Genomic DNA, 26683 nt, shown 5'->3' on the forward strand with positions numbered 1-26683 from the left:
GCGGCAGCTTCCCGTTTCGTCCCCAGCTACTAGGCTGCGCCCCGAGCCGCGTCCTGGCCCGGCGGAGCCGGACCGGACCCCGACGGAAGCGAGAAGATCTTGAGTTTCCTCACCATCGGTCATCGCGGAGTCATGGGCGTCGCGCCCGAGAACACCCTGCGCTCCTTCGTCCGGGCCGAGCAGGCCGGCATGGACGCCATCGAACTCGACCTCCACCTCAGCAAGGACGGCGCGCTCGTCGTCATGCACGACGCCGACGTGGACCGCACGACGGACGGTACCGGGCCGATCTCCGGCAAGACCCTCGCGGAGCTGCGCCAGCTCGACGCGGGCGACGGGGAGCGGATCCCCGTCTTCGAGGAGGTCCTGGCGGCGGTGCGGGCCCCGATCCAGGCCGAGATCAAGGACGTCGCCGCGGCCCGCGCGCTGGGCGAGGTGATCGGCGCGCGCGATCTGACCGGGCGGGTGGAGGTGCTCTCCTTCCACGACGAGGCGCTCGCCGAGATCCGGGAGCTGGTGCCGGGCGTGCGCACCGCGCTGGTGGCCGACCACCGTCAGTCCGACGTGGTGGACCGCGCGCTGGCCGTCGGCGCCTCGGCGCTCGTCCTGAACATCCGGCACCTCACCCAGGCCACCGTCGAGCGGGCGCACGCGGCGGGCCTGCGGGTGATCGGCTGGGTGGTGAACACCCAGGACGACCTGCGGCTCGTCCGGGCCCTCGGCCTCGACGGGGCGACCACCGACCGCCCGGAGATCCGGCGCACGGGGCGCTTCACGGCCTGAGCGCGGTCGGACGGAAGAGCGGCAGGCCGGTGCGGGCCCGCCGGTACACCGGTACGCGTCGCCCCGGACGCTGCGAACGGACCGGCGGTGCGAACGGACCGGCGGTGCGGACCGGCCGGCGGGGCGGACCGGCCGGCGGTGCGGACGGTCCGCGGGATCGATGCGGCGGGACCGATGGCGCCGGCGGGTCGGCGGCGTCGGTGCGGCCGGGCGTGCGGCCGGGCCGGCAGGTACGGCGGATGCTTCCTCAGGCGAGTTCCTTGACCAGGAGCTCGAACTCCAGGTCGTCGCGCTGCGGCACGCCGAAGCGCTCGTCGCCGTACGGGAAGGGCGTCGTCCGGCCCGTACGGCGGTAACCGCGGCGCTCGTACCAGGCGATGAGCTCCTCGCGCACCGAGATGACGGTCATGTGCATCTCGCGCACGTCCCACAGCTCCCGCACCCGGCGCTCGGCCTCGGTGATGATCTGCCGGCCGAGGCCCGCGCCCTGGAGCTCGGGGCTGACGGCGAACATGCCGAAGTAGGCGGCCTCGCCGCGGTGTTCCAGCTGGCAGCAGGCGACGAGCGCGCCGTCCAGCTCCACCGCCATCAGCCGGCTGCCCGGTGTGGTGATGACCGACGCCACGCCCTCCGCGTCCGTGCGCTGACCCTGCAGGATGTCCGCCTCCGTGGTCCAGCCGGCCCGGCTGGAGTCGCCGCGGTAGGCCGACTCGACGAGCGGGACGAGTGCCGGGACGTCGTCCAGGACGGCGTCGCGGTAGGTGATCCGGCCGGTCTGCTGGGTCGCGGCGGTGTCCATGGCGTGGGGGCTCCCCTCGGGCGCTGGCGATCGGCGGGCGCGATCGGGCACGAGCCTAACGCGCTCCCCGCACTCCCCCCTCGTACACCCGTGCGCGCCCGGATGTTCGCGTGGCCGCGGCGGGCAACGGGCATGCACCCCGGGTCGGGTCCGCGAGGAGGGGGTGTGCGGCGTGCACGGACCGGCTCTGTCCGGGTGGTTGCTGGTGGTGCTCTGCGCGGCGAGCGGTGCGTACTGCCTGCTGCGCGTGCGCGGCAGCGCCGGTGCGGAGCGCAGGGCGGCCGGCGGCGAGGCCGTGATGGGCTTCGGCATGGCAGCCATGGCGCTGCCCGCGGCGGCGCTCACCGAGCCGAGGTGGAGCTGGACGCTGTACGCGGGGGTGTTCGGTCTCGCCGCGCTGCAGGCGCTCGGGTACGCGGTGCGGCACGGTGGGCACCATCTGCACCATCTGGTCGGCTCGCTGGCGATGGTCTACATGGCGGTGGCGATGGCCGCCGCCCCGGTCGCGCACGGGGGACACGGCGCGGGGCACGGCGGCGTCGCCGCCACCGGGGGCATACCCGTGCTGACGGGGGCGCTGCTCGCCTACTACGGGGTCTACGTGCTGCGTTCGGGCGCCCGGCTGGTGCCGGTGGCCGGCCCCGCGGGCCCGGGTGACGCGCCGCGGGCCACGGCCGCGGGCCCCGAGCTGACGCTGGTGTGCCGGCTGTCCATGGCGCTCGCCATGCTGGCGATGCTCCTCACGCTCTGAGGGACCCGTGCTGCGGGACCAAACCGTGGCGTACGTCACTTGCTCCGCAAGGGCATACCCCGGGCTGGTACCGCGCTCATAGGGTGGCGACATGTTGGTCTCCCTCGCGCTGCTCGCGCTCGGCGTCCTGACCGCCGTCGTGGCTCCGCGGCTTCTGCCGCGGGCCGACTGGGCGGAACGGGAACCCGTGGTGGCGCTGTGGGTGTGGCAGTGCGTCGTGGCCACGGTGCTGCTGAGCTTCGCGCTGTCCATGACGTTCAGCGCGGCGGCGGCCTGGCAGGCGGTGCGGGGCCCGGTCTTCGCGTCGGCACCGAGCGCGGTGATCGAGGCCTACGAGCTGGGCACCAATCGTCCGTGGTCGGCCGTGCTCGCCGTCCTCCTCGCGGCCGGAGGGCTGTGGTCCGGGGCGATGCTGGGCCGGGAGATCGGCCAGGCACGGACGCGCCGCAAGCAGCGCCGCTGTGAACTCCTGGTGCGGGCTCCGCTGTTGCCCGGCGAGGAGGTCTCCGGCAGCGGGCGCCTGGTGGTCCTGGAGGGCGAGCGCGCCGACGCCTGGTGGCTGCCCGGCGGGACACCCCGCCTGGTCATCACCACGGCCGCCCTGCGCCGCCTCAAGGGCCGCCAGCTCGACGCGGTGCTGGCACACGAGCAGGGACACGCCCGGGCCCGGCACGACTGGCTGCTGCACTGCGGGGAGGCGCTCGCGGGCGGATTCCCGGGGGTGCCCGTCTTCGCGGCCTTCCGCGGCGAGATGCACCGGCTGGTGGAGCTCGCGGCGGACGACGTGGCCTCGCGCCGCTTCGGGCGTCTGACGGTCGCGCTCGCCCTGGTCGAACTCAACGAGGACCGTGGGGTTTTCGGCCCGGGCCCGGCCCCGGACGGCGACCTCCCGCAGCGGGTGAACCGGCTGCTCACGGCCGCGCCCCGGCTCAGCCCGGGACGCCGGCTGCGCCTGACGGCCGCCGCGTCGCTCGTCCCGGTGATCCCGGTCCTCGTGGCCTTCGTCCCGGCGCTGACCGCGCTCCCGTAAGGAGACACCAGGGCCCGGGCGCACGGCACGGAATGCCCGTCGGGCAGGATCGACGCATGCGCATCTCCGCCGTCGTGTCCGGCGCCCTGACCGTGCTCCTGCTCGTCCTGGTCGCCGTGGGCTGGACGCCACTGCTGTCCTTCGACCGGGACCTCGCCGACGCGCTGCACCGCAGCGCGGTGGCCGAACCCGGCTTCACCCACCTGAACCGGATCCTGACGGACTGGGTCTGGGACCCGTTGACCATGCGCGCGCTCGCCACGGCGGGGGTCCTGGTGCTGTGGTGGCGCCGGGAGCGGCTGCTCGCCCTGTGGGTCGCCGTCACCACCCTGGTCGCCTGGGGCCTCCAGCAGGGCCTCAAGGCCGCCGTGGGACGGGAGCGGCCGCGCTGGCCCGACCCGGTCGACTCGGCGCCGTACGCGGCATTCCCGTCCGGTCACGCGATGGCGGCCACCGTCACCTGCGGGCTGCTGCTGTGGGTGCTCGCGCTGCACTGGCGGGCGTCCTGGCGCGGCTGGGGCACGCTCGCCGGGGTGGCCGTGGTGTCGGTCGTCGGGGTCGGCTGGACCCGGGTCTACCTGGGCGTCCACTGGGCCTCGGACGTACTCGGGGGCTGGCTGCTCGGCTGGTGCTGCGTGGCCGTGGCGATCGTCACGTACCGGCGCTTCGGCGTCGGCGGGAGGGATCGGGACGGAAAGCCCGCCGGAGGCAGAATGGGAGAAACGCGATGAAGCCGCCTGTTCTGGACGATCCCCCGCGTCGCCCAGAACAGACGGCATGTCCCGCCTTCGGCCACGAGGGCACGACGGCAGGACGCGCTGAGTATATTGGCTGCGAGCCAGTCAACGCAGGAGTCCAGCATGTCCCCGCGTAGCGCATCGGTCAATGAAGAGCTTCGGAGACGCTCGCGCGAGCGGATTCTGGCGGCCACGGTGGAGCTGGTGTCCGAGCGGGGATACGAGGCCACGACGCTCGGGGACATCGCCGAGCGGGCCGGTTCGGCGCGCGGGCTGATCTCGTACTACTTCCCCGGCAAGCGGCAGCTGCTGCAGTCGGCCGTGCACCGGCTGATGCACCTCACGCTGGAGGAGGCGCTGGAGCGCGAGCCGCGGACCGAGGACGGCCGGGAGCGGCTGGCGCGGGCGATCGACGCGATCCTGGGGCTGGCGGCGGAGCGGCCGGTCCTCATGCGGACGCACATGGCCGGCATCCTCCAGGCCGAGGGCTTCGTGCAGTGTCCCGAGCAGCAGCGGCTCGCGGCCCTGCTGCGGGACACCGTGGAGCGTTACGGCTCCACCGACGTGGCCCGCGACTATCCGCTGCTGCGGGCCCTGCTCATGGGCGCGGTGTTCGCACAGCTGCTCCCGGGGGCGCCGATGCCGACGGCCCGGCTGCGGGCCGAGCTGTTCCAGCGGTACGGGCTCGGCTGGGAGCTGGGCACGCCGCCGGACGGGGGTCCGCCCGACGGCACGCCGGAGCTCCGTGCGCCGTTACCGGACCGGTCGGTCCGGGTGCCGGATCAGTCGTCGGCGTCCCGGTCGCCGCTGTGGTCGCCGGACGAGGAGCCGCCCGCGCGGTCGAAGTCGTCGAAGTAGTCCGGCTGTGTCTGGACGTTGAGCTCGTCCATCCGGATCCGGGCCGCCTTGTCGGTGCGCTTGTCGGTGAGCTTCAGGACGTCGAAGCCCTTGACGAGGTCGTTCGAGAAGATGTGCCCGTTGTAGTAGTAGGCGGACCAGGAGCCGCCGCCGACGAGGGTGGTCGCGGAGATCGGGCCGCGCTCGAAGTACGCGATCTCCTTCGGCCGCCGGGAGTCGGTGAAGTCCCAGACGGACACGCCGCCCTGGTACCAGGCCTGGACCATGATGTCCTTGCCCTTGACCGGGATCAGCGAGCCGTTGTGGGCGACGCAGTTCTCGGTGTCGGCCTGGTGGCGCGGGATCTTGAAGTAGCTGCGGAAGACGAGCTTGCGCTTGTCCCCCTTGCCGACGATGTCGTAGATGCCGTCCGCGCCGCGGTTCGGGCCGACGGCCTCGTTGCAGGTGGCCGCGCCGCCGCCGCCGAGTTCGTCGGTGAAGACGACCTTGTCGGCCTTCTGGTTGAAGGTCGCGGAGTGCCAGAACGCGAAGTTGACGTTGTCCTGGACCTGGTCGATCACCCGGGGGCGCTCGGGGTTCTTGATGTCGAACAGGATGCCGTCGCCCATGCAGGCGCCGGCGGCGAGGTCCTTGCCGGGGAGCACGGTGATGTCGTGGCAGCCGGTGGTCTTGGAGACCCCGGGGTTGGTGGGCGCGCCGGGGTTGCCGCCGCCGTCCGGGCCGCTGCCCGGGAAGAGGACGGGGAATCCGACGACCTTGGCCTGTTCCGGCGCGTCCCGCGGCACCTTGATGACCGAGATGCCGTCGTGCGGCGGCTGGCAGTCGGGGAACGCGGCACTGGGCGAGTACGAGGAGACGTAGACGTACACGTCCTTGCGCTTGGGCACCAGGGTGTGGGTGTGGGAACCGCAGTTGGTCTCCACGGCGGCGACGTACCTCGGGTTGGCGATGTCGCTGATGTCGAAGATCTTCATGCCCTCCCAGGACGACTTGACCGAGGCCGGCTGGGGAACGCTGGCGCAGGAGTCGTCGCTGCGGGAGGAGTCGGTGGAGAGGAACAGCAGGTTCCCGGAGACGGACACGTCGTTCTGGGAGCCCGGGCACAGCACCTGGGTCACCGTCTTCGGCGCCCTGGGGTCGCTGATGTCGAAGATCCGGAAGCCGTCGTAGTTGCCGGCGAAGGCGTACTTGCCCTGGAAGGCCAGGTCGGAGTTGGTGCCCTTGAGGGCGTCCTTGGGGATGTTGACGAGGTGTTCGATGTTGGGACTGTGGACGATCTCGTCCACGCCGGGTATCTCACCGCTCGCGATCGCGGCGCGGGCGTCGGCCGCCTGCTCCGCGCTGACGGTGCCCTGCACCGAGACGTCGCCCGGGTCGGGTGTGGCGGCCGCGGGTCCGGCGGCGAGCATTCCGATCAGCAGGCCGACGGCGGCGGTCGCCACACCCAGGCCTCTGATCCGTGCACGCGGGGTACTCGTGGTACGCAACGAAGTCACTCCGTCCTCTCTGGATTCCGTTCACAGCTGAACGACGGATGGACCTCGGCAGTATCTTCCTTAGCGTGCACATCTCAACAGATGGCAACACACAAGTCATGAAGATTCTCCGAAAAGTCGCCGTCGCACGAGTGGCCGGAGTTGCTCAAGTGCCCGTGGAGGAAGCCTTGTTGAACCGCCGCCCCCTACGCCGCACCGCCGTCGCCCTGCTGACCGTCGCCGCCGTACTCGCGCTGGGCGCCTGCGAATCGGGGGCGGAAGCGGGCAGCACGGCCCCCGAGGCAGGAGGTCCGAGCGGGCCGGCGATCGTGGCCCCGGGCAGGCCGGGCGAGCCCGCGAAACGCGTCTCCCCGGAGGAGGCGGCCCGGCTCATGCCCGACGAGAAACCGAACGGGTCCGACTTCCGCTACGTCCAGATGATGATCGAGCACCACCGCCAGGCGCTCACCATGACCGCCCTCGCCCCGCAGCGCGCCGCGTCCCCGCAGGTGAAGCTGGTCGCGGCACGGATCGCGGCGGCACAGGGCCCGGAGATCGGCGCGATGCAGGGCTGGCTGAAGAACAACGGCGGTGCGCGCCCGATGGCCGGCCACGACCACCACGGCATGCCCGGCATGGCCACCGAGGCCCAGCTCGCCGAGCTGAAGGCCGCCAAGGGGAAGGCCTTCGACTCGCTCTTCCTGAAGTTGATGATCACCCATCACCAGGGGGCGGTGACCATGGCGGCGGAAGCGCTCAGCCAGGGCAACAACGTCCTGGTGGAGGAGATGGCGAACGACGTCATCGCCCAGCAGACGGCGGAGATCAACCGGATGCGGTCGCTGTAGGGCGGGGAAGCCGTCGGGGGCGTCCAGCGGGGCGGGCGCCCGCGACGGGGAGGGGGCGGACAGCGGGAAAGGGCCTCCGGGGCCGGGGGCGGCGGGCGGGAGCGTCCGTGTGCCGGGGGCGTCTGGCGCGCCGGGGGTCCAGTGCCGGGAGGCGTCCGGCGGGGCGGAAGCGTCCGTGTGCCGGGGGCGTCCGGCGCGCCGGGGGTCCAGTGCCGGGAGGCGTCCGGCGGGGCGGAAGCGTCCGTGTTGCCGGGGGCGTCCAGGGGGGGCGAGGGCGCGTCCGGCGGGGCGGGCCTGACCGTGCACGCTCCCGGCGCGCGCCCCCTCCCCCGCCGGCCCCGCCGGTGCCATGCTGGAGGTCTCCCGGCGGGAAGGGGTGCGTTCGTGTTCCGTGTCGCCGTCGTCGGTTCCGGACCGAGCGGGGTCTACACGGCCCAGGCCCTGATCGGCCAGAGCGCCGTGCCCGACGTACGGGTGGACGTGCTGGACCGGCTGCCCTGTCCGTACGGGCTGGTCCGGTACGGGGTGGCGCCGGACCACGAGAAGATCAAGTCGCTCCAGGGGAACCTGCGCACGGTCCTGGAGGACGAGCGCGTCCGCTTCCTCGGCGACGTGGAGGTGGGGGCGCGCGGGCTCACTCCGGCCCGGCTCCTGGAGCTCTACCACGCGGTCGTGTACTGCGTGGGCGCCGCGCGCGACCGGCGGCTCGGGGTGCCGGGAGAGGAGCTGCGCGGCAGCTTCTCGGCGACGGAGTTCGTCTCCTGGTACAGCGCCCATCCGGACGCCGTCCAGGACGGTTTCGGCCTGGACCGGCCCGGCGCCGTGGTCATCGGCGCGGGGAACGTGGCCGTGGACGTGACCCGGCTCCTGGTCCGGCGACCGGACGAGCTGCGGCCGACCGACATCCCGCAGGGCGCCCTGAGCGCGCTGGCCGCGAGCGGGGTGCGCGACGTGCACATGGTGGCGCGCCGCGGGCCCGGGCAGGCCCGGTTCACCACCAAGGAGCTGCGCGAACTCGGCACGCTCCCGGACACCCGGGTCCTGGTCGACCGGACCGACCTCGCGCTCGACCCGGCGTACGACGATCCGTCCGGACTCCCCGCCGTCAACCGGCGCAACCTCGACGTCGTCCGGAGCTGGTCGGCGGGCGCCGCCCTGGGCGCGCCGACCACGCGCTCGGTCCGGCTGCGGTTCTTCCTCCGGCCCGTGGAGATCCTCGGGGACGCGGACGGGCGGGTCGTGGCTGTGCGCTTCGAGCGCACCGAGCCCGACGGGACCGGCGGGGTGCGGGGCACCGGGCGTTACGAGGAGATCCCCGCCGGCCTCGTGCTGCGGGCGGTCGGCTACCGGGGCGTCCCGCTGTCCGGTCTCCCCTTCGACCCGGCGCGCGGCACCGTTCCGCACGCTGCGGGCCGGGTGCTCCGCGATGGGACGCCGTCGCCGGGTGAGTACGTGGCGGGCTGGATCAAGCGCGGCCCCGCGGGCGTGATCGGCACCAACCGCCCCTGTGCCAAGGAGACCGCCGCCTCCCTGCTGGCCGACGCGGCCGGCCTCACGGACCGCGACGTCGCCCCCGACCCGCTGGTCGCGCTGCGTGCCCTGGGCCACGAGCCGGTGCCCTGGACGGGCTGGCTGATGATCGAGCGCGCCGAGGCGGCCCTGGGCGGCTCACTGGGGCGCGGACCGGTGAAGATCCCGGACTGGGCGGGGCTCCGTGGCGCGGCGCGGGTGGCCTCGGCGCCGGCGGGTCGTCCGATCGGCTGACCCCGGGGTCGACCGGGCGGGGCGGGAGGAGGGGCCGGCGGGTTGACCTGCCGAAGCCGGTCGCGGCACCACGATGGATGACAGAGCGGGACGGCACGGAGCCTCCCGGGAAGCAGACGACCATAGGGAGTCGTCCATTCCTCCTCACCGGCGGCGCTCCCGTCACCGCCCGGGGCGCCCCGGTCGCGGGCATCGACGTGGCCGGGCCCCCTCCGGCGACCCCGACGAGGTTCGCCCGGGCCGGCGCCGCCGTCCCGAACAACTGACGCATCGCGACCGGCCGTCGCCACACCCCGCCCCCTGACGTACCGAGGAGCCCCCATGACCGCCGCCGACCTCCGGCTGCTCGCCTCCGCCCGTCAGGGGGACACGGAGGCCCTGCGCGCCGCGCTCGACGCCGGGGCGCGGGTCGAGGCCCGCGACCAGGAGCTCCGCTCGCCGCTGCTGCTCGCCGCCCTGGGCGACCACGTGGAGGCGGCGCGGGTGCTCGTCGCGGCGGGGGCCGACGTGAACGCGCAGGACTCCCGGCACGACAGCGCGTGGCTGGTGACCGGCGTGACCGGGAGCGTCGCGATGATGCGGGTCCTGCTCGCGGCGGACCCGGCACCCGACCTGACCCTGCGCAACCGCTTCGGCGGGATCAGCCTCATCCCCGCGGCCGAGCGCGGCCATGTGGCCTACGTGGGGGCCCTGCTCCAGGAGACGGCGATCGACGTCGACCACGTCAACGACCTCGGATGGACGGCGCTGCTGGAGGCGGTCATCCTCGGCGACGGCGGGCGCGCCCAGCAGAAGGTGGTGGCCCTGCTGCTCGCGGCGGGCGCGGACCGCGAGCTGGCGGACAGCCGGGGGACCACCGCCCTGGAACACGCCGAACAGCGCGGCTTCGACGAACTCGCCACCCTGCTGCGGGCCCGTTGACCCATCCCCGGGGCGCCCTCGGGCGGAGTCCAGGAGCCGCCCCAGAGCTGCCGCGAGGCGCCCGTACTCCTCGGGTCTGTTGGAGATCTGGGCGCTGATCCGGATGCCTCCGCCGCCCGCCCCTCGACCGCGCCGGTGGCGAAGGGCTCCTGACGTCGCGTTTCCGGACCCCGCCGCGAGCCCGGCACGGTCCGGAAGACCTGCCCCGGTCCGGAAGACCTGCCCTGGTCCGGAAGAGCCGCCCTAGTCCGGGCGTGGCCCGTCGCCCAGACGGTGCGCCTGGGCGGTGGCGGCCTCCAGGACGCTGTCGAGGAGGCCGGGGAAGAGCGCGTCGAGGTCGGCGCGGCGGAGGCTGTTCAGCTTGGCCGTGCCCTGGTAGGTCTGCCGGACGACGCCGCTCTCGCGCAGCACGCGGAAGTGGTGGGTGCTGGTCGACTTCGTCACCGGAAGGGCGAAGTACGAGCAGCTGAACGCCTCGCCCGTGCCCCCGCGCGCCATGGCGCACACGATCCGCAGGCGTACGGGGTCGGACAGCGCGTGCAGCACGGGTCCGAGCCGGATGTCCTCCCGGGCGGGGTGCTCCAGGACCCGGGGACTGGTCGCGGTCGTCACGGCTGCGGCTCCACGCGCTCGGGGGACGGATGCGCCCATTGTACGAGCGTCCCGGCGCCGGACGGGCCCTCCGGGCCGGCCGGGTCCGGGCCGCAACACGCCTCCCACCTGGGGCGGAGGTCACTCCGGGGGCCGTTGTCAGTGGCCGGGTGCAGACTGGCCGGTATCCGCGACAACGGCGTCCTGGAGGTGTCGGCATGACCGACGTGCTACTGACCGTAGGGACCCGCAAGGGTCTGTTCATCGGCCGCGGGCGAGACGGCCGATGGGAGTTCGACGATCCCCACTTCCCTGCGCAGGCGATCTACTCGGTCGGCATCGACACCCGCCGCGGCAGCCCGAGAATCCTGGTCGGCGGGGACAGTTCGCACTGGGGCCCCTCTGTCTTCCACTCCGACGACCTGGGCGCGAGCTGGGCCGAACCGTCCGCGCCCGCGGTCAAGTTCCCTCAGGACACGGGGGCTTCCCTGGAGCGGGTCTGGCAGCTCCACCCGGCACCCGCCCACTCGCCCGACGTCGTGTACGCGGGGACGGAGCCGGCCGCGCTGTTCCGGTCGGCGGACGGCGGCGTGTCCTTCGAGCTGGTCCGTCCGCTGTGGGAGCACCCGACCCGGGACAAGTGGGTGCCCGGCGGCGGCGGCGAGGCGGTGCACACCGTCGTCACCGACGCGCGCGACCCGGAGCTGGTGACCGTCGCGGTGTCGACCGCCGGCGTCTTCCGCTCCCGCGACGGCGGAGCGAGCTGGGCACCCGCCAACCAGGGGGTCTCGGCGGTGTTCCTGCCGGACCCGAACCCGGAGTTCGGCCAGTGCGTGCACAAGATCGCCCAGGACGCGGGCGACCTGGACCGGCTCTATCTCCAGAACCACTGGGGGGTGTTCCGCAGCGACGACGCCGGAAGCCGCTGGACCGACATCGGCGGCGGACTGCCCTCCGACTTCGGTTTCGCCGTCGCCGCGCACCCCCACCGGCCCGACACCGCCTACGTCTTCCCCCTGAACGCGGACTCCGACCGGGTCCCCGCCGAGCGACGCTGCCGGGTCTACCGCACGACGGACGCCGGGGCGACCTGGGAGCCGCTCACGAAGGGCCTCCCGGAAGGCGCCCACTACGGCACGGTGCTGCGCGACGCCCTGTGCACGGACGACGGCGACCCGGCGGGCGTCTACTTCGGCAACCGCAACGGCGAGGTGTACGCGAGCGCCGACGACGGGGACAGCTGGCGGCTCCTCGCCGACCACCTGCCGGACGTCCTGTGCGTACGGGCGGCGGTGATCAGGTGAGCGGGGCCGGCGGGGAGACTGCCGGCCCCGTCCTGACGGGGCGCGCTCGGCGGGGCTGCGCCCGGGGCCGGGACCCGCGCACGGCGGGGCTTGTGCCGCTCGCGCCCGCGACCGCGCACGGGCGAGGCTCGTGGGCGCTCGGGGTGCTGCGGGTCACGGGTTCTACGGTCCTGTGCGGGCCTCCGGCGGCGCCGCGCGAGGGAGGTGCCCGTCCATCGGGAGCCGGTAGAGGGTGAATGCGCGGCCGATCACCGGCTGGGCGACGTTGCGGACGCGGACTCCGCCGGCCGTCATGCCGTGTTCCGTACCGAGGTGTGCGTGACCGTGCACGGCCAGGTCGGCGCCCTCGGAATCGATCGCCTCGGCGAGCAGATAGCTGCCGAGGAACGGGTAGATCTGCAGCGGCTCGCCCGCCAGCGTGTCGGGCACGGGCGAGAAGTGGGTCAGTGCGATGCGCACGGCACACCCGGCCGCCGACAGGTCGCCGAGCGCACCGGCGAGGCGATCGGCGCTGCGCCGGGTCGTCCGGACGAACGCCTTCATCTCGGGTTCCCCGAACTCGCCCGCACTGGCCCCGACGAAGCCTCCGCAGAAGCCCTTCGTGCCGGCGACGCCGACCTTGTGCCCGGCCACGGGAAGCACGGTCGCCGTGCCTTCCAGGACGGTGACGCCCGCGTCCTCCAGGACACGCCCCAGCTCCGCCTCCTGGCCCGAGTGGTAGTCGTGGTTGCCGAGGACGGCCACCACGGGCACACCGGCCTCCGCCACCTCCTCGGACACCACCACGGCCTCCTCGGCCGTACCGTGCCGGGTCAGGTCGCCGGCCAGGAGCAGCAGGTCGGCGCATTCCGGCAGAACGGAGAAGGCAGGCTTCAGGAGGCCTCGGCAGTCCGGGCCCAGATGGATGTCGCCCACGGCCGCGACCCGTACGACCGGGGTCTCCGACGGGGCGGTCATGACAGTTCTTCCAGCCGGTCCGGCGCGTCCGCGCAGGCCACGGCGAGGTCGCCGAGGACCGTGAACCCCGCGAGTTCCCCGCGGGCGAGCCGCAGGATCTCGTCGCGCACGGCGGCCGTGGGCACGGTGCCGGTCAGCAGCACGGCACTGCCCCGCTGCTCCACGTGCACGCCGAGCTCGGCCAGGTCGTCGCCCGCGAGACGCGCGACCAGCCGAGCGAGGCGGTACTCGTCCTCGTAGGCGGCGGAATGCTCACTCATCGTCCGGCTCTCCTCTCGCATCGTCCGGCTCTTCCCTGGCCTCGCCCGGCTCTCCCTTCGCCTCGTTCGCCTCTCCCCCGGCCTCGCCCCGCTGTCCCCTCGCCTCGCCCGCCTCTCCCCTCGCTTCGCCCGGCTCTCCCCTCGGGGCGGCCGCGTCCCCGTCGATCACGTCGAGCAGTTCGAGCAGGTACAGGAAGGCGACCGCCATGGGCTTGTCCTTCGTCTCCGCGCGCACGCGCTCCCAGTCCACGCGTTCACGCAGGCCGCGTGCCACGGGGAGCAGCGCGCCGAAATCGCAGTGGTGCTCGGAAAAGGCCGAGAGCCGCCCGGCCATGAGGTCGGTGGGGTCGATCACGGGCATGTGCACCGAGTCCACCGGCAGGGTCCAGGCGCGGGCGAGGAGCTCGCTGGTGACGGGCCGCCCGGCCAGGGAGAAGATGAGGTCGATCTGCTCGCCCCCGGTGCGGGCCTTCACGAGCCAGTCCTCCGGCGGCTCGACGATGCGCACGCCCCGCCGCTGCAGCAGCCGCGTGACGGTCTCGGCATCCTCCCTGCGCACCGCGAAGTCCGTGTCGTGCTGCAGGCTCACCGGTACGCCGTGCGCGTACACCGCGACGCTGCCCACGAGGGCGAAGGGGCACTCCGAGGTCTTCAGGACGGCGGCGATCTCCTTGGTGGCCTCCAGAATGGCCTGCGTGTGGTCGGCCGGAAGGGAGCCCGACCGGTCGGCACGCGGTGCGGTAGCGACCATGGGATCCGTGCCGTCCTCGTGGCTCTCGGGGGGTGCCCCGGGCATGTCGGGCCCTCCGTGGGGGTGGGTGGCTCCGGGGGGCGGGCCGTCTCCCCGGCCTTGCGTGAGGTTCATGCGTCCTCCGTCCGTCGAGCCCGTCCTGTACCGCCCGGCGTCACTCCGGGCCTGCGGGGGCCTCCCGGGCCCGGCTCGCCGTCACCCACGAGCGGTCCCGGCCGGCAGCTCCGGCGGCACGGCGGGGCGGAGGCCGAAGAGCCCGATCGCCTGAGTGATCTCCAGCAGGCGCACCATCTGGTGGCTGGGTGCCGCGAGCGACACCGGGTGCCCCGACTCCAGGGCCCGCTGCCTGCCATTGAGCAGTTCATTGAGACCCGTGGAATCGCAGAAGGAAGAATTCTGCAGGTCAAGGATGATCTCGGCGCCCCGTGGAGCCCTCGCCACGGCGGTGCGCAGCAGCGCTCGCAACCCCGCCGAGTGGTCCATGTCCATGTCGCCCCTCACCCACACCACGAACGGGTCAGGGGCGGGGCGATCGGCCTTGGAGTGTGGTGTCTCCGTTCCGGACGTCATCACACACCTCCTCGTCAGGATGGCGTCTGCCCTGCACGCGAGATCGCATGCTCACCCGCCCTCCCCGGTGATTGGTCCCGTCGACGGCGGGTAGCCGCCCCTGCGGAGCCCGGACACACGTCGGAGCGGGCTCGGCAGGACTACGCGGCCGAGGAGCTGATTCGCATGGCCGAGGGCAAGAGGATCCGCGGCAAGGCTCAAGAGGGGATGGGCAAGGTCAAGGAGAAGGCCGGAGAGGTCACGGGCAGGGAGGATCTGCGCGCCAAGGGCGCGGGCGACCAGATGGCGGGCAAGGCCAAGCAGGCGGCCGGCAAGGGGGAGCGGAAGATCAAGGGTGCGGCGGAGGAGACAAAGGGCCGGGCCGAGGCGACGAAGGGCCGGATGAAGCGCCACACCTGACGGCGGGAGCGGGACACGGGTCCCGCCTCGCACCATGCCGAGGGTCCGGAGGGCTGCGCCGCCTTCCGGACCCTCGGTCGTGCGGCACCGCCCTGATACGCGGTCCGGCCGGGCTTTCGCGGCGATGTTTCGGGTGGGGGTCTTGTGGAATGCGCACTGGTTATGCGGGGCTCGTTTCTACTTTGGCGGTGAACCGTCACGAACACCAACGGCAGACGCAAGAGGAAAGACCGGGACGAGACCGAGCGCGACGTCGACCTCGATGACGCGCCCGAGGAGGAGATCGAGGAGGAGGACGAACCGGAGGAGGAGATCGAGGACGAAGACGAACCGGAGGAGGAGATCGAGGAGGAAGACGAACCGGAGGAGGAATTCGACGAGGAGGGCGAACCCGAGGAGGGGATCGAGGAAGAGGAAGACGAAGAGGGAGAAGAGCCGGAGGCGAAAATGGATCCCGACGACGAAAATGGTTCCGGGGGTACCGGCGGGGCGGCGAAGGAGTCGTACGACCGCGTGCCGCCCACGGAAGCCCTGCGTGTCGGCGTGGAGCAGCTCACGGCCCTGCTGGGGAGAACCCCCGAGTCCGTGTCCTCCCTGAAGCCGACCGACGAGGGCTGGACCGCACAGATCGAGGTGGTCGAGATCGAAAGAATTCCGGAGACCACCAGCGTTATGGCAAGTTACGAGGTTGCACTGCGCTCGGACGGGCAGTTGCTGGGGTACGAACGCGGCAAGCGGTACACGCGCGCTCAGGTTGATCAGAAGCGCTGAGCATGCCGTTTCCCTCATGACCGAGGGAGGAGAACGTGTCTGTTGTACAGCAGGGTGGCGGAATGCCCGGACAGGGCGGCGGCACCGGAAATCTTTACGACGTGCTGGACCTGATACTCGACCGGGGCCTCGTCATCGACGCCTTCGTCCGGGTGTCCCTCGTCGGGATCGAGATCGCCAAGATCGACGCCCGCGTGGTCGTGGCGAGCGTCGACACCTACCTCCGTTTCGCCGAGGCCTGTAACCGCCTCGACCTGGAAAGCGGCAGGAAGGCCCCGGCGCAGTTGACCGACGTCATGGAGAAGACGGTGGAGGGCGGAGCCAGGGGCAAGTCGAAGGGCGCACTGAGCGGGGCCGTCGAGGCCTTCACGGAGTCCCTCTCCGGTCGGGGCGGCGACGAGAGGGAGGAACAGCCTCGCGAGAGGCGCGATGACGACCGCCGGCGTGAGCGCCGCTCGCGGCGGTCGGAGGACGGCGATTGACGATGGCCCTCTACGTCTATGCCATGACGAAGTCGTCGCACCCGCTCGACCTCGACGGTCTGAAGGGCGTCGGCGATGACGAACCGCCCGTGCGGGCAGTGCGCGGAGACTCACTCTGCGCCGTCGTGAGCGAAGCGCCGGACAACGTGAGCGTGAAGCGCGCCGACATCGAGGCGCACAGGGCGGTGCAGGAGCGCCTGTGGCGTGACGGCCCCACCCTTCCGTTGGGCTTCGGCTTCGTGGCCGAGGACGAGGACGCCGTGCGTGCGGTTCTCGAAGGTGGAGCCGAGCAGTACGCCCAGCGCCTCGACGAACTCACCGACCGGGTGGAGTTCAACGTGAAGGGCATTCAGGAGGAGGAGGCCGTCCTCCGGCAGATCGTCGCCGAGTCGGAGCCGATCCGACAGCTCAACGAGGCCACGCGTGACGGCGGCGGCACCTACGAGCAACGCCTCGAACTCGGGCAGTTGCTCCATGACGAGGTCCAGGCCAGGGAGGCGGCACTCGCCGAATCCGTCCTCGCCGCGCTGCGGCCGCACGCCCGGGCGGAACGCCTGTCGGAGCCCTCCCAGCAGTACCTCCTGAACGCCTCGTTCCTGGTCGACCGGGACCGGACCGACGAATTCACCCAGGCCGTCCAGAAGACGACCGGCGAGCTGCCCGACGGGGTCGAGATCCGGGTCCGTGGACCGCTGCCCCCGTACAGCTTCGCCTGACCCGGGCGTCCGCGCAGGGCACGGAACCGAGGGAGGAGCCGTGGGATTGCTGACGGAGATCCTGATATTGCCCGCAGCCCCGTTCAGAGGGGTCTCGTGGGTGCTGGACAAGGTGTTGCAGGCCGCGGAGCAGGAGTACTACGACCCGGGGCCGGTCCAGGAAGCGCTCGCCGCGCTCGAACGGGAGCGGGAGGCGGGCCGCATCGACGACGAGGAGTTCCAGAAGCGCGAGGAGCCGCTCCTGCAGCGTTTCGAAGAGATCCGGCTGTACCAACTCGGCCGGTCGGGGCCGCAGGGCACGTAGTGGGAGCCCCGGCTGGTACAGGACAGAACACGCCCGGGGCGAGGAGAGAAGCATCATGAACAACGCCAAGATGGGCACCGCACTCATCGGCGGTTACCTGCTGGGACGAACGAAGAAGGGGAAGCTCGCGATCGGGTTGGCGATGGCGCTGGCCGGCTCGCGGATCAAGCCCGCACAACTGGGGAAGTCCCTGGCGCAGTCGCCGATTCTCGGCAATGTGAACCAGCAGGTGCGCGGAGAACTCATGTCGGCGGGAAAGGCCGCCGCCACGACCGTGCTCAACGCCAAGGCCGAGCACCTCGCCGACGCCCTGCACGACCGGACCACGGGCCTGCGCGACGGGCACCGGAAGGGCGAAGGGGACACCCAGGACGACGCGAGGCCGGAGCGGGAGAAGAGCGGGAAGCAGCAGCGCTCGGGCGACGACGACGAGAAGCGGGACCGCGCCGGGAAGGACGCGCCGGGTGACGGCGGGGCCAAGGCCCGGCCGCGGCGCACGGCCTCCGCCGGCCGCAGCGGCTCGGCGGCGAAGAAGTCCGAGGGGACGACGAAGCGGACGACGCAGCGGACGTCCGCGTCCGGGTCGTCGAGGAGCCGTTCAGGAGGCGGCAGGAGGCAGGACGATGACTGACACCAAGGGATCGGAACGGCGGGTCAGGGACGGCGCGGACACCACCGACGCCTCCGACGGATCCGGCACGCAGAAACTGCTGGACCGCAACCCCGGCGCCAACCACCTGGCGGAGGAAGTCGGGTCCTACTTCCAGGCCCGCCTCGACAAGGCGCTCAGCGGTTTCGGCGACCGCATCGGCGACGTGGCGGAGAAGGTGGGCGAGGCGCACATAGGCCCTGGCACCCTGCTCCGCGGCGTCGGCAAGGGCGTCGGGCACATGGCCTCGGAGGCGAAGGACTCGATCATGGACAAGGTGACCTCCGGCAAGTCCGACGAGCCCCGGTCCTCGGCCTCCAACGCGGGCGGCAAGAATCTGACGATCATCGAGGACATCGACGTGGGAGTCCCCGTCGAAGAGGCGTACAACCAATGGACGCAGTTCCAGGAGTTCAGCCGCTTCGCCAAGGGCGTCATCTCCGTCGACCAGGAGGACGAGACGACCACGCACTGGCAGGTGAAGGTCGCCAAGTCGAACCGGGCCTGGACGGGAACCATCACGGAACAGGTCCCCGACGAGCGCATCGCCTGGACCTCGGAGGGCGCCAAGGGCACGACCAGGGGCGTGGTCACCTTCCACTCGCTGGGCGAGAACCTGACCAAGGTCCTGCTGGTCATGGAGTACTACCCCAAGGGCTTCTTCGAGAAGACGGGCAGCCTCGTACGGGCTCAGGGGCGACGTGTCCGGCTCGATCTCAAGGCCTTCCGCACGTTCGTGATGATGAAGGGCGAGGCGACCGGCAGCTGGCGGGGCGAGATCCGGGACGGCGAAGTCGTCGCGGGTCCGGACGAGGAGCAGGGGGAGGACGACGAGGGCCAGGGCCAGGACGAGTACGGGACCGACGACGAAGCGGACGCGTACGAGGACGAGGACGAGGAACTCGGGCCGGAGGACGACGAGGAGAGCGAGGAAGGGCAGCCCGAGGACCGGGAGGACGAGGAGGAGCTGGAGCCCGAGGACCGGGACGACGAGGAGGAGCTGGAGCCCGAGGACCGGGACGAGGAGGACGACGAGTACGCGGAGGACGAGGACGACGAGGACCGGGACGAGGAGGACGCGCCGGAGGATCGGTACGACGACGAGCCCGACGAGGCCGACGAGGCCGACGAGGAAGCGGACGAGGAACCCCGCACCCGTCGGAGCCGCAAGCGCTGACGCCCGGAAAGCGAGGTCGAATCCGTCGTGACCGCATCGGAACCCGCAGGCCCGTCGGTTGCACGCAGCCTGACCCCCTACGGGCAGACACAGAGCGCGAACCTCGCCGACATCCTGGAACGCGTGCTCGACAAGGGCATCGTCATCGTCGGGGACATCCGGATCAACCTGCTCGACATCGAGCTTCTGACCATCAGGCTCCGGCTTCTGGTCGCCTCGGTCGACAAGGCCAAGGAGATCGGCATCGACTGGTGGGAGAACGACCCCGACCTGTCCTCGCGGGCTGAGCCCCGGCGGAAGCTGGAGCAGGAGAACGAGCGTCTGCGCGCCGAGGTCGAGGCGCTCCGCGCGCGGCCCGCGGCCCGCTCCGAACTGCCTGAGGGGTCGGCGCACCGTCGACGCCGGGCGCCGGAGCCGGAGACCGAGCGACGTCGGCCCGCACCCGAACGCAGAAGCGGACGAAGGGAGTCCGAGACCCGGAAGTCCCGTACCCGCCACGCGAAGGCGGACGCGGACGCGGACGCGGACGCGGACGCGGAATTCGAGCACGACTACGCGGGTGAGGACGAGGACGAGCAGGAGACCGAGGCAGAACGACACGGGGATTGACGCCATGGCCGCAGAGTTGAGTTACGCCTACGCCATCCTGCGCCCCGCCGCGGGGCTCACGGGTGATGCCCTGCGCGAGGTCAGCGGCGTCGCTTCGGGAGCGGTACGGCTGGTCGGCGAGGGAGCCGTGGCCGCGGCGGTCGGCTCCGTGCCGGAGGGCGAGTTCTCGGAAGCCGCGCTGAAGCTCCATCTGGAGGACCTGGACTGGCTCGAACAGGTGGCGCGCGCACACCACGGCGTCGTGGAGTTCCTCGCGTCCCGCACCACGGTGCTCCCGCTCCGGCTGGCCACGGTCTACGTGGACGACGACCGGGTGCGCGAGGTGCTGCGCCGGGGGGCGGAGACGTTCACCCGCATGCTGGACCGTTTCGCCCACCACGTGGAGTGGGGGGTCAAGGTCTACGTCGAGACCGCGCGCGATTCCACCGCCCCGGAGGCCACGGAGGCGGACGCCCCCGATCCCGGCCGCGCCTACCTGCGCCGTCGCCGCAGACAGCACGAGGACCGGGGCGCCGCCTGGTCCGCCGCCGAGGAGGCGGTGCGCAGGATCGAGGCCGGGGCCGAGGGGGTCGCCGTGGAACTGGCGCGCCATCGCCCCCAGCAGGGCCAACTGGCCGCCGGCGCCGGGGAGAACGTCGCCAACGACTCCTATCTCGTACCGGCCGAGCGCTCCGACGAGTTCCGTGAGCAGGTACGGCGTGCGACCCGGGATCTGCCCGGTGTACGTGTCGAGATCACCGGACCATGGGCGCCCTACTCGTTCGCGGTGCTGCCGGAGCCCGAGGCGCCGGAGGAGGTGGAGCGGCTGTGAGCGGACACGACGAGAAGGCGCTCGCCCAGCGTCACGTGGCCCTCATCGACCTGCTCGACCGGCTGTTGAGCGGGGGTGTCGTCGTGACCGGCGACCTGGTGCTGTCGATCGCGGAGATCGATCTGGTCCGGATCTCCCTGCGGGCCGTCGTCCTCGCCGTCCGGGAGGACGACCGGTGGGCCCTCCCGGCCCTCGCACCCGGCGCCGTGCGAGGAGAGGAAGGATCCGACGGTGACCGGGCCCACTGACCGCACCGGCCACGCGACCGCCGACCGGCGGCGCGAGGTCGTCGACGCCGCGCGTCGAGCCTTCGCCCTGCTGCCCGCCCGCGCGGACGAGGTGCCGGGCGCCGGGAACCGGGCACGACAGCCCGTGCGCCGGTTCCACGCGGATCCCGAGACGGTCGAGCGGGACCTGGTCACCCTTGTGCTGACGGTCGTCGAGCTTCTGCGACAGCTGATGGAACGCCAGGCCCTGCACCGCGTGGACCAGGGCGACCTCACCGAGGACCAGGAGGAGAGGCTCGGTCTGACCCTGATGCTCCTGCACGACCGGATGACGGAGCTCTGCGACCAGTACGGGCTCACCCTGGAAGACCTCAATCTCGACCTCGGCCCCCTGGGCACCCTGCTGCCTCCCTGACCGGGCCGCGCGGGGGCGGCGGGCGCAGGGCGTTGTCGGTGTGCGCCAGTAGAGTGACGCCCGTGGCAGCACGACCGTTGAACGAAATCGTCGAGGCCGGGTGGGCGCACGCGCTCGCGCCGGTGGCCGAACGCATCGCCGGGATGGGCGACTTCCTGCGCCAGGAGATCGCCGCCGGGCGGACCTATCTCCCGTCGGGGGCGAACGTCCTGAGGGCGTTCCAGCAGCCCTTCGACGAGGTGCGGGTCCTCATCGTCGGCCAGGACCCCTATCCGACCCCCGGTCACGCCGTGGGGCTCAGCTTCTCCGTGGCCCCGGACGTGCACCCGCTGCCGCCGAGCCTGGAGAACATCTTCCGGGAGCTGAACACCGACCTGGGTCTCCCCCGGCCGTCGAACGGCGACCTGACGCCCTGGACCCGGCAGGGCGTGCTGTTGCTCAACAGGGCGCTCACCACCGCCCCGCGGAAACCGGGCGCGCACCGGGACAAGGGGTGGGAGGCGGTCACCGAGCAGGCCATCCGGGCGCTCGCCGCGCGGGGCAAGCCACTCGTGTCCGTGCTGTGGGGCCGTGACGCCCGCAATCTGCGTCCGCTGCTCGGCGACCTGCCGGCCATCGAGTCCTCGCACCCCTCGCCGATGTCGGCGGACCGCGGCTTCTTCGGCTCGCGGCCGTTCAGCCGCACCAACGAACTGCTGCTCCGCCAGGGCGCCCAGCCCGTGGACTGGCAACTGCCGTGACGGGCGCGGAGCCGGGCCTCGTCGTCGGGGTGGACTCCGGCGGCTCGGGGCTGCGGATCGCGCTCGCGCGGGCCGGGGACCTGCGGGTCCTGGAGACCGTCTCCTCCCGTGAACCGGTCCGGACCGGGGCGGGCGGAATCGACGCCGGGCAGCTGGTCGGGCAGGTGCTGCCCGCGGTCGACGCCATGGCCGGACGCGCCGGTGGCGGCCGGATCGCGGCGGTGTGCGTCGGGGCGGCCGGGATGGCGACGCTCGGCGACCGGTTGCGGGCCGAACTGCCCGGGGTGCTCGAACGGACCTGGGGCGTGCGGCGGCTCGCGCTGGCGGCGGACGCCGTCACCGCGTACGCCGGGGCGCTCGGGCAGCGGCCGGGCGCGGTGGTCGCGGGCGGCACCGGGCTGATCGCGATCGGCACCGACCTGTCCGGCTGGCGCCGGGCGGACGGCTGGGGCCATCTGCTGGGCGACTGCGGCAGCGGGGCCTGGATCGGCCGCGCCGGACTGGAGGCGGCGATGCGGGCGTACGACGGACGGCGCGGCGGCTCCCCGGCGTTGCTGGCCCGCACCGAGGAACTGTTCGGCCCTGCGGCCGGGTTGCCCGGGGCGCTCTATCCGCGCACCGACCGGCCGGCCGTCCTGGCCTCGTTCGCCCCGGAGGTGGCGGCCTGCGCGGCCGTCGGCGACCCGGTGGCGCGGGAGATCCTCCGGCGCGCGGGCGGCCATGCGGCGGAAGCGGCGGAGGCCGTCTGCCCGTCCGGGACGGAGGTCGAAGTGGCCCTGACGGGCGGGCTGTTCAAAATGGGCGAGCCGTTGCTCGGTCCGCTGCGCGAGGAGCTCGCCAGGCTTCTTCCGGCGGCGCGCGAGGTCGCCCCGGCGGGAGACCCGCTGGCCGGAGCGGTGACGATCGCCGGAGCGCTGGCGGAGGGCGCGCTCCGCCTGCCGCCGGATCCGCTGCTGCTCCGAGTCACCAGGTAACCGGTGGTTCCGTGCCAGTTCGGACAAACTCGGGCAGAAGTCGCCCGACCGCACCTCAACGAACGCCGCACCGGACAAAACCAGTAGCATGCGGCGCCATGAGCTCCCCCACTGGGCCCAACCCCGGCCTGCCTGTACGAATGCCACGACCCCGCCAGTCCGGGCGCCACCGTCGCCCCGAACCCGTGGCGGCGCCCGAGGGCGCTCCCGCGCTGGTTCTCGCTGTTCCCGGCGTCCCGTCCGCCGCCATACGCTCGCTGGCCGAAGAGGTCGTGAGCATCGCCCGCTCGGAGCTGCCCGGCCTGGAGGCCGTGATCGGCTACCTGGACGGCGACGACGCCGAGTTCCCGACCCTGTCCGCCGTGCTGACGCGGGCCGCGGCCCTGCGCACCGAGCGGTACGAGATCGCCGTGGCCGCCGGCCGCGAGGTCGCCGCCCCCGAGGGCCCGGCGGCGGTCGTGGTCCCGCTGCTCGCGGGCCCTGACAGCGCCCTGACCCGGCGGATCCGCCAGGCGGTCATGGACGCGGGCAACAACGCCGAGCTGACCGATGTGCTCGGCCCGCACCCGCTGCTCGCCGAGGCGCTGCACGTGCGCCTCTCCGAGGCCGGTCTGGCCCGCGCCGACCGTGCCCGGCTCTTCACGGTCGCCACGGCGGCCGACGGCATCATCCTGGCCACGGTCGGCGGCGAGGAGGCCGTGCAGGCCGCCGGGATCACCGGCATGCTGCTGGCCGCGCGCCTCGCGGTGCCGGTGATGGCGGCGGCGCTCGACCAGGAGGGTTCGATCACCGCGATCGCCGAGCAGCTGCGCAACGCCGGTTCGGAGCAGCTCGCGCTCGCCCCGTACCTGATCGGCCCCGAGCTGGCCGAGGGGCTGCTCGACGCGGCGGCGAAGGAGGCGGGCTGCCCGGCCGCCGAGGCGCTGGGCGCGTACCCGGCGATCGGCCGTCTGGCGCTCTCGCAGTACATGGCGTCGCTCGGCATCGCCCCGCAGCAGGGCTCGCCGGTCCACTGACCGTCACGGCAAGGGCCCGCACCGGATTCCTCCGGTGCGGGCCCTTCTCGCGTTCCCCGGGCGCACCCGACGACGGGCCGCACCGCACCGGGCGCACCCTGTGGCGGGGGCGCCGGTTGTCAGCTTCTCCGGCCCCGGGTCATCCGAAGACCACGCAGGAGGCGGCCGGGGCGGGGACGGAGCCGGCCCGCTCGGGGACGCCCTTCTCGGGGTCGACCGTGAACCAGGTGACGTCGCCGGAGCGCTCGTTCGCCGCGTAGAGGTGCCGGCCCGAGGGGGCGAGGGTGAGGTCGCGGGGCCACAGGCCGCCGCAGGGCACCGTGGCGACGAGCCGGGCGGTGTCACCGCTCGGGTCCAGGGCGAGGACGGCGAGCGTGTCGGTGCCGCGTACCGCGGCCCAGAGGAAGCGCCCGTCGGGGGCGGCGACGACCTCGGAGGGGTACGCCGGCCCTGTGGTGCCGTCGGGCACGACGGGGGTCTCGCCGAGCGGCGTGAGGACCCCGTCCGCCGGGCCCCAGCGGCACACCGTGAGGGTGGGCTCCAGCTCGTTGAGGACGTAGGCGTGGGTCCCGGCCGGGTGGAAGACGAGATGGCGCGGACCCGTGCCGGGGCGCAGGGCGGTCACTCCGTGCGGGCGCAGGGCGCCGGTGGCGGGGTCGAGGGCGGATATCGTCACGGAGTCGGTGCCGAGGTCCACGGCGAGCACCCAGCGCCCGCCCGGGTCGGGCAGCACCTGGTGGGCGTGCGGGCCGGCCTGCCGCTCGGTGACGGGGCCGGAGCCCTCGTGGCGCAGCCGGCCGGTCGGGGCGCCGAGGGTGCCGTCGGCGCCGCGGGGCAGGGCGGAGAGGCTGCCCGAGGTGTAGTTCGCGGTGAGGACGTGCCCGCCGACGACGGCGAGGTGGGTGGGGCCGGACGCCTCCACGGGCGCGGGCGCGCCGAGCGGGCGGGGTGCGGGGCCGGTGACGTCGAAGGCCGCCACGGCGCCCTGGTCGGTCTCGGAGACGGCGTACAGCACGTCCCCGTCGAGCGCGAGGAACGACGGGTCGGCGACGGCGTCGCTCCCACCGGTGACGTGCAGGGCGCCGCTGTCGGCGTCCCACGCGGCGGTGAGCACCCCGGGCCCGCCCGCCGAGGTGAACGAGCCGATGAACGCCCGGGCACGGCGCTGTGCGCCGGCCTGCCCCGTCTGTGTGTCGCCCACGGTGCCTCCCCTGTGCTGCGGCCGGTCACGGCAGACCGGCCCTCGTCCGGCCGACGGTAGCAGGGGGTCTAGACCACGTCGGAGCGTTGAGACGGAGGCGCGGGGTCAGGCCGCGGGGACCAGCGGGGCGCGCGGGGAGGTGCCCAGCGGGGTGGCGAGGTCCACCAGGGCGCGTTCGAGACCGTCGAGGTGCGCCAGGGCGGCCTCCGCGCCCGGGTGGTGGGGCCGCAGACCGGGCGTGGCCGGCTCGGGCCGGGCCGGGGCCCCCGGCGGGACCAGGGCGTGGACGGCCGCCTCGACACGCCATGCGGCGGCCGCGAGGCGGGCGTCGTGGGAGGCGTCGGGGTCGGCCGCGACCGCCGCGAGGCCGCGGATCTCGCGGGCGCAGTCGTCGAGCAGGGCAAGGACCCGGCGGGCCCGGGCCTTGCGGGCCCGGAGCGGGCTCAGCGGATGGACGAGCGGCGCGAGGGTGAGCCGGGCGCGCGCCAGGAGGAGGTCGAGCTCGGCCGCGAGCGGCGCCGGATCGGCGTGCGGGTCGCCCGCGAGGCGGCGGGCCGCGGCGGTGGTGCAGGCGTGCACGCAGGTCACGGCGCGCTGGATCCAGGCGTTGGTGGCCGCGTGGGTGGTCACCGGCAGGAGCGCGACGCCGACGGCCGCGCCGAGGGCGCCGACCGCGGTCTCCTCGAAGCGGAGCAACAGGAGCCCCGGGTGCAGGACGCCGAGCAACCCGTACAGGAGTCCCGCCATGACGGTCACGAAGAACATCATCCAGCTGTACGAGAGCGGGGCGGTGTAGAAGATCCCGAAGACGCAGGCGGCCACGAGCACGGCCGTGGGCGCGGCGGCGCCCTCCAGCGGCAGGGCGACGAGCAGTCCGGCGGCGATGCCGGTCACGGTGCCGACGACCCGGCGGAAGCCGCGCACCAGGGTCTCGCCGCGCGAGGCGGTGTTGACGAAGATCCACCAGGCGGTGCCGACGGCCCAGTACCAGCGGTCCTGCGACAGGATCTGGCCGGCCGCGAGAGCCACGGCGCAGGCGGCGGTGGCCTGGAAGGCCTGGCGGGTGGTGGGCCGGGCGAGCCCAATGCCGGGCAGCGGCGCGGGCGCGGCGGGCGGCGGGACGCGCCGCTCGATGCACCAGGCGACGAAGCGCACCGCACTAGCCGCGCCGAGCGCGAGCAGCACGGCGGTGAACAGCTCCGGCAGCTGCGCGGGCAGCGCGTGCAGGAACTGCGTCACGAAGAACTGCATGAAGGCGAAGATGCCGAGCGCGTGCCCGCGCGGCCCCCAGCGGCGGGCGTACACCCCGGCGAAGACGACGAGCAGCCACGCGAGGTCGCGCAGCATCGGCAGCCCGTGCAGGGCGGTCGCGAGGGCGAGGACGGGAAAGCCGGCGAGCGGCAGCAGCGTGGTGGTGACGGCCTGGCGGCGCACGGTGGGGTCGCCCACGGTGAACAGGGCCAGCAGCGCGGCGAGCCCCGCGGTGATCGATGCCGTCAGGGACAGCCCGGCCAGTTCGGCCGCGGCGACGGCCAGGGCGACACCGAGCACGGCGCGCGTGGCGACCCTCAGCCGGACCTTGCCCGGGTCGGGGGCCACGCACATCCCGCGCAGGATCCTGACGCCTGCCACCAGGCCCTTCTTCACGACGGTCGTTCCGCCCCCGCTGCCGTACACACACCCTCTTCGTCGTCGTGGCCGTCCCGGCCGCATCCGTATGGCTTCGGACATGGCGATGGCGCCGCGGGTCCGGGGCCGGCCACCCTGCCGGTCCGGCGCGTGCGCGGCGCCAT

General features: G+C 73.3%; 32 protein-coding genes. 23 read left to right on the forward strand and 9 right to left on the reverse strand.

Going from position 1 to position 26683, the window contains the following annotated elements; genetic code table 11:
* Window positions 1-99 precede the first annotated feature (99 nt).
* Window positions 100-783, forward strand: a complete 684-nt coding sequence (locus ACIRQF_RS11625) for a glycerophosphodiester phosphodiesterase (protein WP_404091160.1) — start codon at window positions 100-102, stop codon at window positions 781-783.
* A gap of 247 nt (window positions 784-1030) precedes the next feature.
* On the opposite strand, the gene ACIRQF_RS11630 is transcribed toward ACIRQF_RS11625, so the two are convergent.
* Window positions 1031-1582 (reverse strand): GNAT family N-acetyltransferase, encoded by a 552-nt coding sequence (locus ACIRQF_RS11630; RefSeq protein WP_376631449.1) that lies wholly within the window; start codon window positions 1580-1582, stop codon window positions 1031-1033.
* 172 nt (window positions 1583-1754) lie between these two features.
* Here ACIRQF_RS11630 and ACIRQF_RS11635 point away from each other — a divergent pair, with 172 nt between their 5' ends.
* The 4 genes from ACIRQF_RS11635 (at window position 1755) to ACIRQF_RS11650 (ending at window position 4958) form a co-directional block, all read left to right on the forward strand.
* Window positions 1755-2333 carry a DUF5134 domain-containing protein gene (locus ACIRQF_RS11635; RefSeq protein WP_404091163.1) on the forward strand — a complete coding sequence of 193 codons (579 nt, stop codon included), beginning with the start codon at window positions 1755-1757 and terminating at the stop codon, window positions 2331-2333.
* Window positions 2334-2424: 91 nt separating this feature from the next.
* Window positions 2425-3363, forward strand: coding sequence for a M56 family metallopeptidase (locus tag ACIRQF_RS11640; RefSeq protein WP_382478852.1), 939 nt, complete (start codon window positions 2425-2427; stop codon window positions 3361-3363).
* A 56-nt stretch (window positions 3364-3419) separates the two neighbouring features.
* Complete coding sequence (locus ACIRQF_RS11645) at window positions 3420-4094, forward strand: phosphatase PAP2 family protein (protein WP_404091166.1); 675 nt, start codon at window positions 3420-3422, stop codon at window positions 4092-4094.
* A gap of 129 nt (window positions 4095-4223) precedes the next feature.
* Entirely contained in the window at window positions 4224-4958 is a 735-nt protein-coding gene (locus ACIRQF_RS11650) for a TetR/AcrR family transcriptional regulator (RefSeq protein ID WP_404091169.1), read from the forward strand.
* Here ACIRQF_RS11650 and ACIRQF_RS11655 read toward each other — a convergent pair.
* Entirely contained in the window at window positions 4883-6454 is a 1572-nt protein-coding gene (locus tag ACIRQF_RS11655; protein ID WP_404091172.1) for an LVIVD repeat-containing protein, read from the reverse strand. The two genes, ACIRQF_RS11650 and ACIRQF_RS11655, sit on opposite strands and share 76 nt — an antisense overlap.
* 170 nt (window positions 6455-6624) lie before the next feature.
* On the opposite strand from ACIRQF_RS11655, the gene ACIRQF_RS11660 reads away from it, so the two are divergent.
* The 3 genes from ACIRQF_RS11660 to ACIRQF_RS11670 all read left to right on the forward strand — a co-directional run bounded on the left by ACIRQF_RS11660 (window position 6625) and on the right by ACIRQF_RS11670 (window position 9966).
* Window positions 6625-7281, forward strand: a complete 657-nt coding sequence (locus tag ACIRQF_RS11660; protein WP_404091175.1) for a DUF305 domain-containing protein — start codon at window positions 6625-6627, stop codon at window positions 7279-7281.
* A 384-nt stretch (window positions 7282-7665) separates the two neighbouring features.
* Window positions 7666-9045, forward strand: a complete 1380-nt coding sequence (locus ACIRQF_RS11665) for an FAD-dependent oxidoreductase (RefSeq protein ID WP_404091178.1) — start codon at window positions 7666-7668, stop codon at window positions 9043-9045.
* Window positions 9046-9366: 321 nt separating this feature from the next.
* Window positions 9367-9966 carry an ankyrin repeat domain-containing protein gene (locus tag ACIRQF_RS11670; protein WP_404091181.1) on the forward strand — a complete coding sequence of 200 codons (600 nt, stop codon included), beginning with the start codon at window positions 9367-9369 and terminating at the stop codon, window positions 9964-9966.
* A gap of 243 nt (window positions 9967-10209) precedes the next feature.
* Here the strand turns inward: ACIRQF_RS11670 and ACIRQF_RS11675 are convergent, their stop codons facing one another.
* Window positions 10210-10578, reverse strand: a complete 369-nt coding sequence (locus ACIRQF_RS11675; RefSeq protein ID WP_382478862.1) for an ArsR/SmtB family transcription factor — start codon at window positions 10576-10578, stop codon at window positions 10210-10212.
* Between the two features lie 197 nt (window positions 10579-10775).
* On the opposite strand from ACIRQF_RS11675, the gene ACIRQF_RS11680 reads away from it, so the two are divergent.
* The gene (locus tag ACIRQF_RS11680) at window positions 10776-11861 is read left to right on the forward strand and encodes a WD40/YVTN/BNR-like repeat-containing protein (protein ID WP_376631465.1); all 1086 of its coding nucleotides are present in this window, start codon (window positions 10776-10778) and stop codon (window positions 11859-11861) included.
* Window positions 11862-12023: 162 nt separating this feature from the next.
* Here ACIRQF_RS11680 and ACIRQF_RS11685 read toward each other — a convergent pair whose 3' ends face one another.
* From ACIRQF_RS11685 to ACIRQF_RS11700, 4 genes are all read right to left on the reverse strand, one after another.
* Window positions 12024-12818 (reverse strand): metallophosphoesterase, encoded by a 795-nt coding sequence (locus ACIRQF_RS11685; protein WP_404091185.1) that lies wholly within the window; start codon window positions 12816-12818, stop codon window positions 12024-12026.
* Window positions 12815-13078, reverse strand: coding sequence for a hypothetical protein (locus ACIRQF_RS11690; RefSeq protein WP_376631469.1), 264 nt, complete (start codon window positions 13076-13078; stop codon window positions 12815-12817). The genes ACIRQF_RS11685 and ACIRQF_RS11690 overlap by 4 nt, the downstream gene beginning before the upstream one ends.
* Window positions 13071-13874 carry a hypothetical protein gene (locus tag ACIRQF_RS11695; protein ID WP_404091188.1) on the reverse strand — a complete coding sequence of 268 codons (804 nt, stop codon included), beginning with the start codon at window positions 13872-13874 and terminating at the stop codon, window positions 13071-13073. Before ACIRQF_RS11695 ends, ACIRQF_RS11690 begins: the two co-directional genes overlap by 8 nt.
* 150 nt (window positions 13875-14024) lie before the next feature.
* Window positions 14025-14399: an STAS domain-containing protein gene (locus ACIRQF_RS11700; RefSeq protein ID WP_382478870.1), complete on the reverse strand. Its 375-nt coding sequence runs from the start codon at window positions 14397-14399 to the stop codon at window positions 14025-14027.
* A 165-nt stretch (window positions 14400-14564) separates the two neighbouring features.
* Here ACIRQF_RS11700 and ACIRQF_RS11705 point away from each other — a divergent pair, with 165 nt between their 5' ends.
* The 14 genes from ACIRQF_RS11705 (at window position 14565) to ACIRQF_RS11770 (ending at window position 23689) form a co-directional block, all read left to right on the forward strand.
* The gene (locus ACIRQF_RS11705) at window positions 14565-14798 is read left to right on the forward strand and encodes a CsbD family protein (protein WP_382478872.1); all 234 of its coding nucleotides are present in this window, start codon (window positions 14565-14567) and stop codon (window positions 14796-14798) included.
* Window positions 14799-15245: 447 nt separating this feature from the next.
* Window positions 15246-15569, forward strand: a complete 324-nt coding sequence (locus ACIRQF_RS11710) for a gas vesicle protein (RefSeq protein WP_382478874.1) — start codon at window positions 15246-15248, stop codon at window positions 15567-15569.
* A gap of 35 nt (window positions 15570-15604) precedes the next feature.
* On the forward strand, window positions 15605-16051 hold the full coding sequence (gene gvpJ, locus ACIRQF_RS11715; protein ID WP_404091191.1) for a gas vesicle protein GvpJ: 447 nt from the start codon (window positions 15605-15607) through the stop codon (window positions 16049-16051).
* A 2-nt stretch (window positions 16052-16053) separates the two neighbouring features.
* A complete protein-coding gene (locus tag ACIRQF_RS11720) occupies window positions 16054-16767 on the forward strand; it encodes a GvpL/GvpF family gas vesicle protein (protein WP_389752970.1) in 714 nt (237 codons plus the stop codon).
* Between the two features lie 40 nt (window positions 16768-16807).
* Window positions 16808-17071, forward strand: coding sequence for a gas vesicle protein GvpG (locus ACIRQF_RS11725; RefSeq protein WP_404091194.1), 264 nt, complete (start codon window positions 16808-16810; stop codon window positions 17069-17071).
* 55 nt (window positions 17072-17126) lie between these two features.
* Entirely contained in the window at window positions 17127-17702 is a 576-nt protein-coding gene (locus tag ACIRQF_RS11730) for a hypothetical protein (protein WP_404091197.1), read from the forward strand.
* Window positions 17695-18897 carry an SRPBCC family protein gene (locus tag ACIRQF_RS11735; protein WP_404091200.1) on the forward strand — a complete coding sequence of 401 codons (1203 nt, stop codon included), beginning with the start codon at window positions 17695-17697 and terminating at the stop codon, window positions 18895-18897. The genes ACIRQF_RS11730 and ACIRQF_RS11735 overlap by 8 nt, the downstream gene beginning before the upstream one ends.
* 27 nt (window positions 18898-18924) lie before the next feature.
* Window positions 18925-19506 (forward strand): gas vesicle protein, encoded by a 582-nt coding sequence (locus tag ACIRQF_RS11740; protein ID WP_382478886.1) that lies wholly within the window; start codon window positions 18925-18927, stop codon window positions 19504-19506.
* A 4-nt stretch (window positions 19507-19510) separates the two neighbouring features.
* Entirely contained in the window at window positions 19511-20317 is an 807-nt protein-coding gene (locus ACIRQF_RS11745; RefSeq protein ID WP_404091203.1) for a GvpL/GvpF family gas vesicle protein, read from the forward strand.
* Entirely contained in the window at window positions 20314-20565 is a 252-nt protein-coding gene (locus ACIRQF_RS11750; protein WP_389752981.1) for a gas vesicle protein, read from the forward strand. The genes ACIRQF_RS11745 and ACIRQF_RS11750 overlap by 4 nt, the downstream gene beginning before the upstream one ends.
* Entirely contained in the window at window positions 20549-20959 is a 411-nt protein-coding gene (locus ACIRQF_RS11755; protein WP_382478893.1) for a gas vesicle protein K, read from the forward strand. Before ACIRQF_RS11750 ends, ACIRQF_RS11755 begins: the two co-directional genes overlap by 17 nt.
* A 62-nt stretch (window positions 20960-21021) precedes the next feature.
* On the forward strand, window positions 21022-21699 hold the full coding sequence (locus ACIRQF_RS11760) for a uracil-DNA glycosylase (protein ID WP_404091208.1): 678 nt from the start codon (window positions 21022-21024) through the stop codon (window positions 21697-21699).
* Window positions 21696-22673 (forward strand): N-acetylglucosamine kinase, encoded by a 978-nt coding sequence (locus ACIRQF_RS11765; protein WP_404091211.1) that lies wholly within the window; start codon window positions 21696-21698, stop codon window positions 22671-22673. The genes ACIRQF_RS11760 and ACIRQF_RS11765 overlap by 4 nt, the downstream gene beginning before the upstream one ends.
* 98 nt (window positions 22674-22771) lie before the next feature.
* Complete coding sequence (locus tag ACIRQF_RS11770) at window positions 22772-23689, forward strand: sirohydrochlorin chelatase (protein WP_376631494.1); 918 nt, start codon at window positions 22772-22774, stop codon at window positions 23687-23689.
* Between the two features lie 139 nt (window positions 23690-23828).
* Here ACIRQF_RS11770 and ACIRQF_RS11775 read toward each other — a convergent pair whose 3' ends face one another.
* Together ACIRQF_RS11775 and ACIRQF_RS11780 are read right to left on the reverse strand one after the other, a co-directional pair.
* Complete coding sequence (locus ACIRQF_RS11775) at window positions 23829-24890, reverse strand: lactonase family protein (protein WP_404091214.1); 1062 nt, start codon at window positions 24888-24890, stop codon at window positions 23829-23831.
* Between the two features lie 105 nt (window positions 24891-24995).
* Window positions 24996-26495 carry an FUSC family protein gene (locus ACIRQF_RS11780; protein WP_404091785.1) on the reverse strand — a complete coding sequence of 500 codons (1500 nt, stop codon included), beginning with the start codon at window positions 26493-26495 and terminating at the stop codon, window positions 24996-24998.
* Window positions 26496-26683 lie beyond the last annotated feature (188 nt).

The organism is Streptomyces sp. NPDC101191 (assembly GCF_044767915.1).
GTDB lineage: Bacteria > Actinomycetota > Actinomycetes > Streptomycetales > Streptomycetaceae > Streptomyces.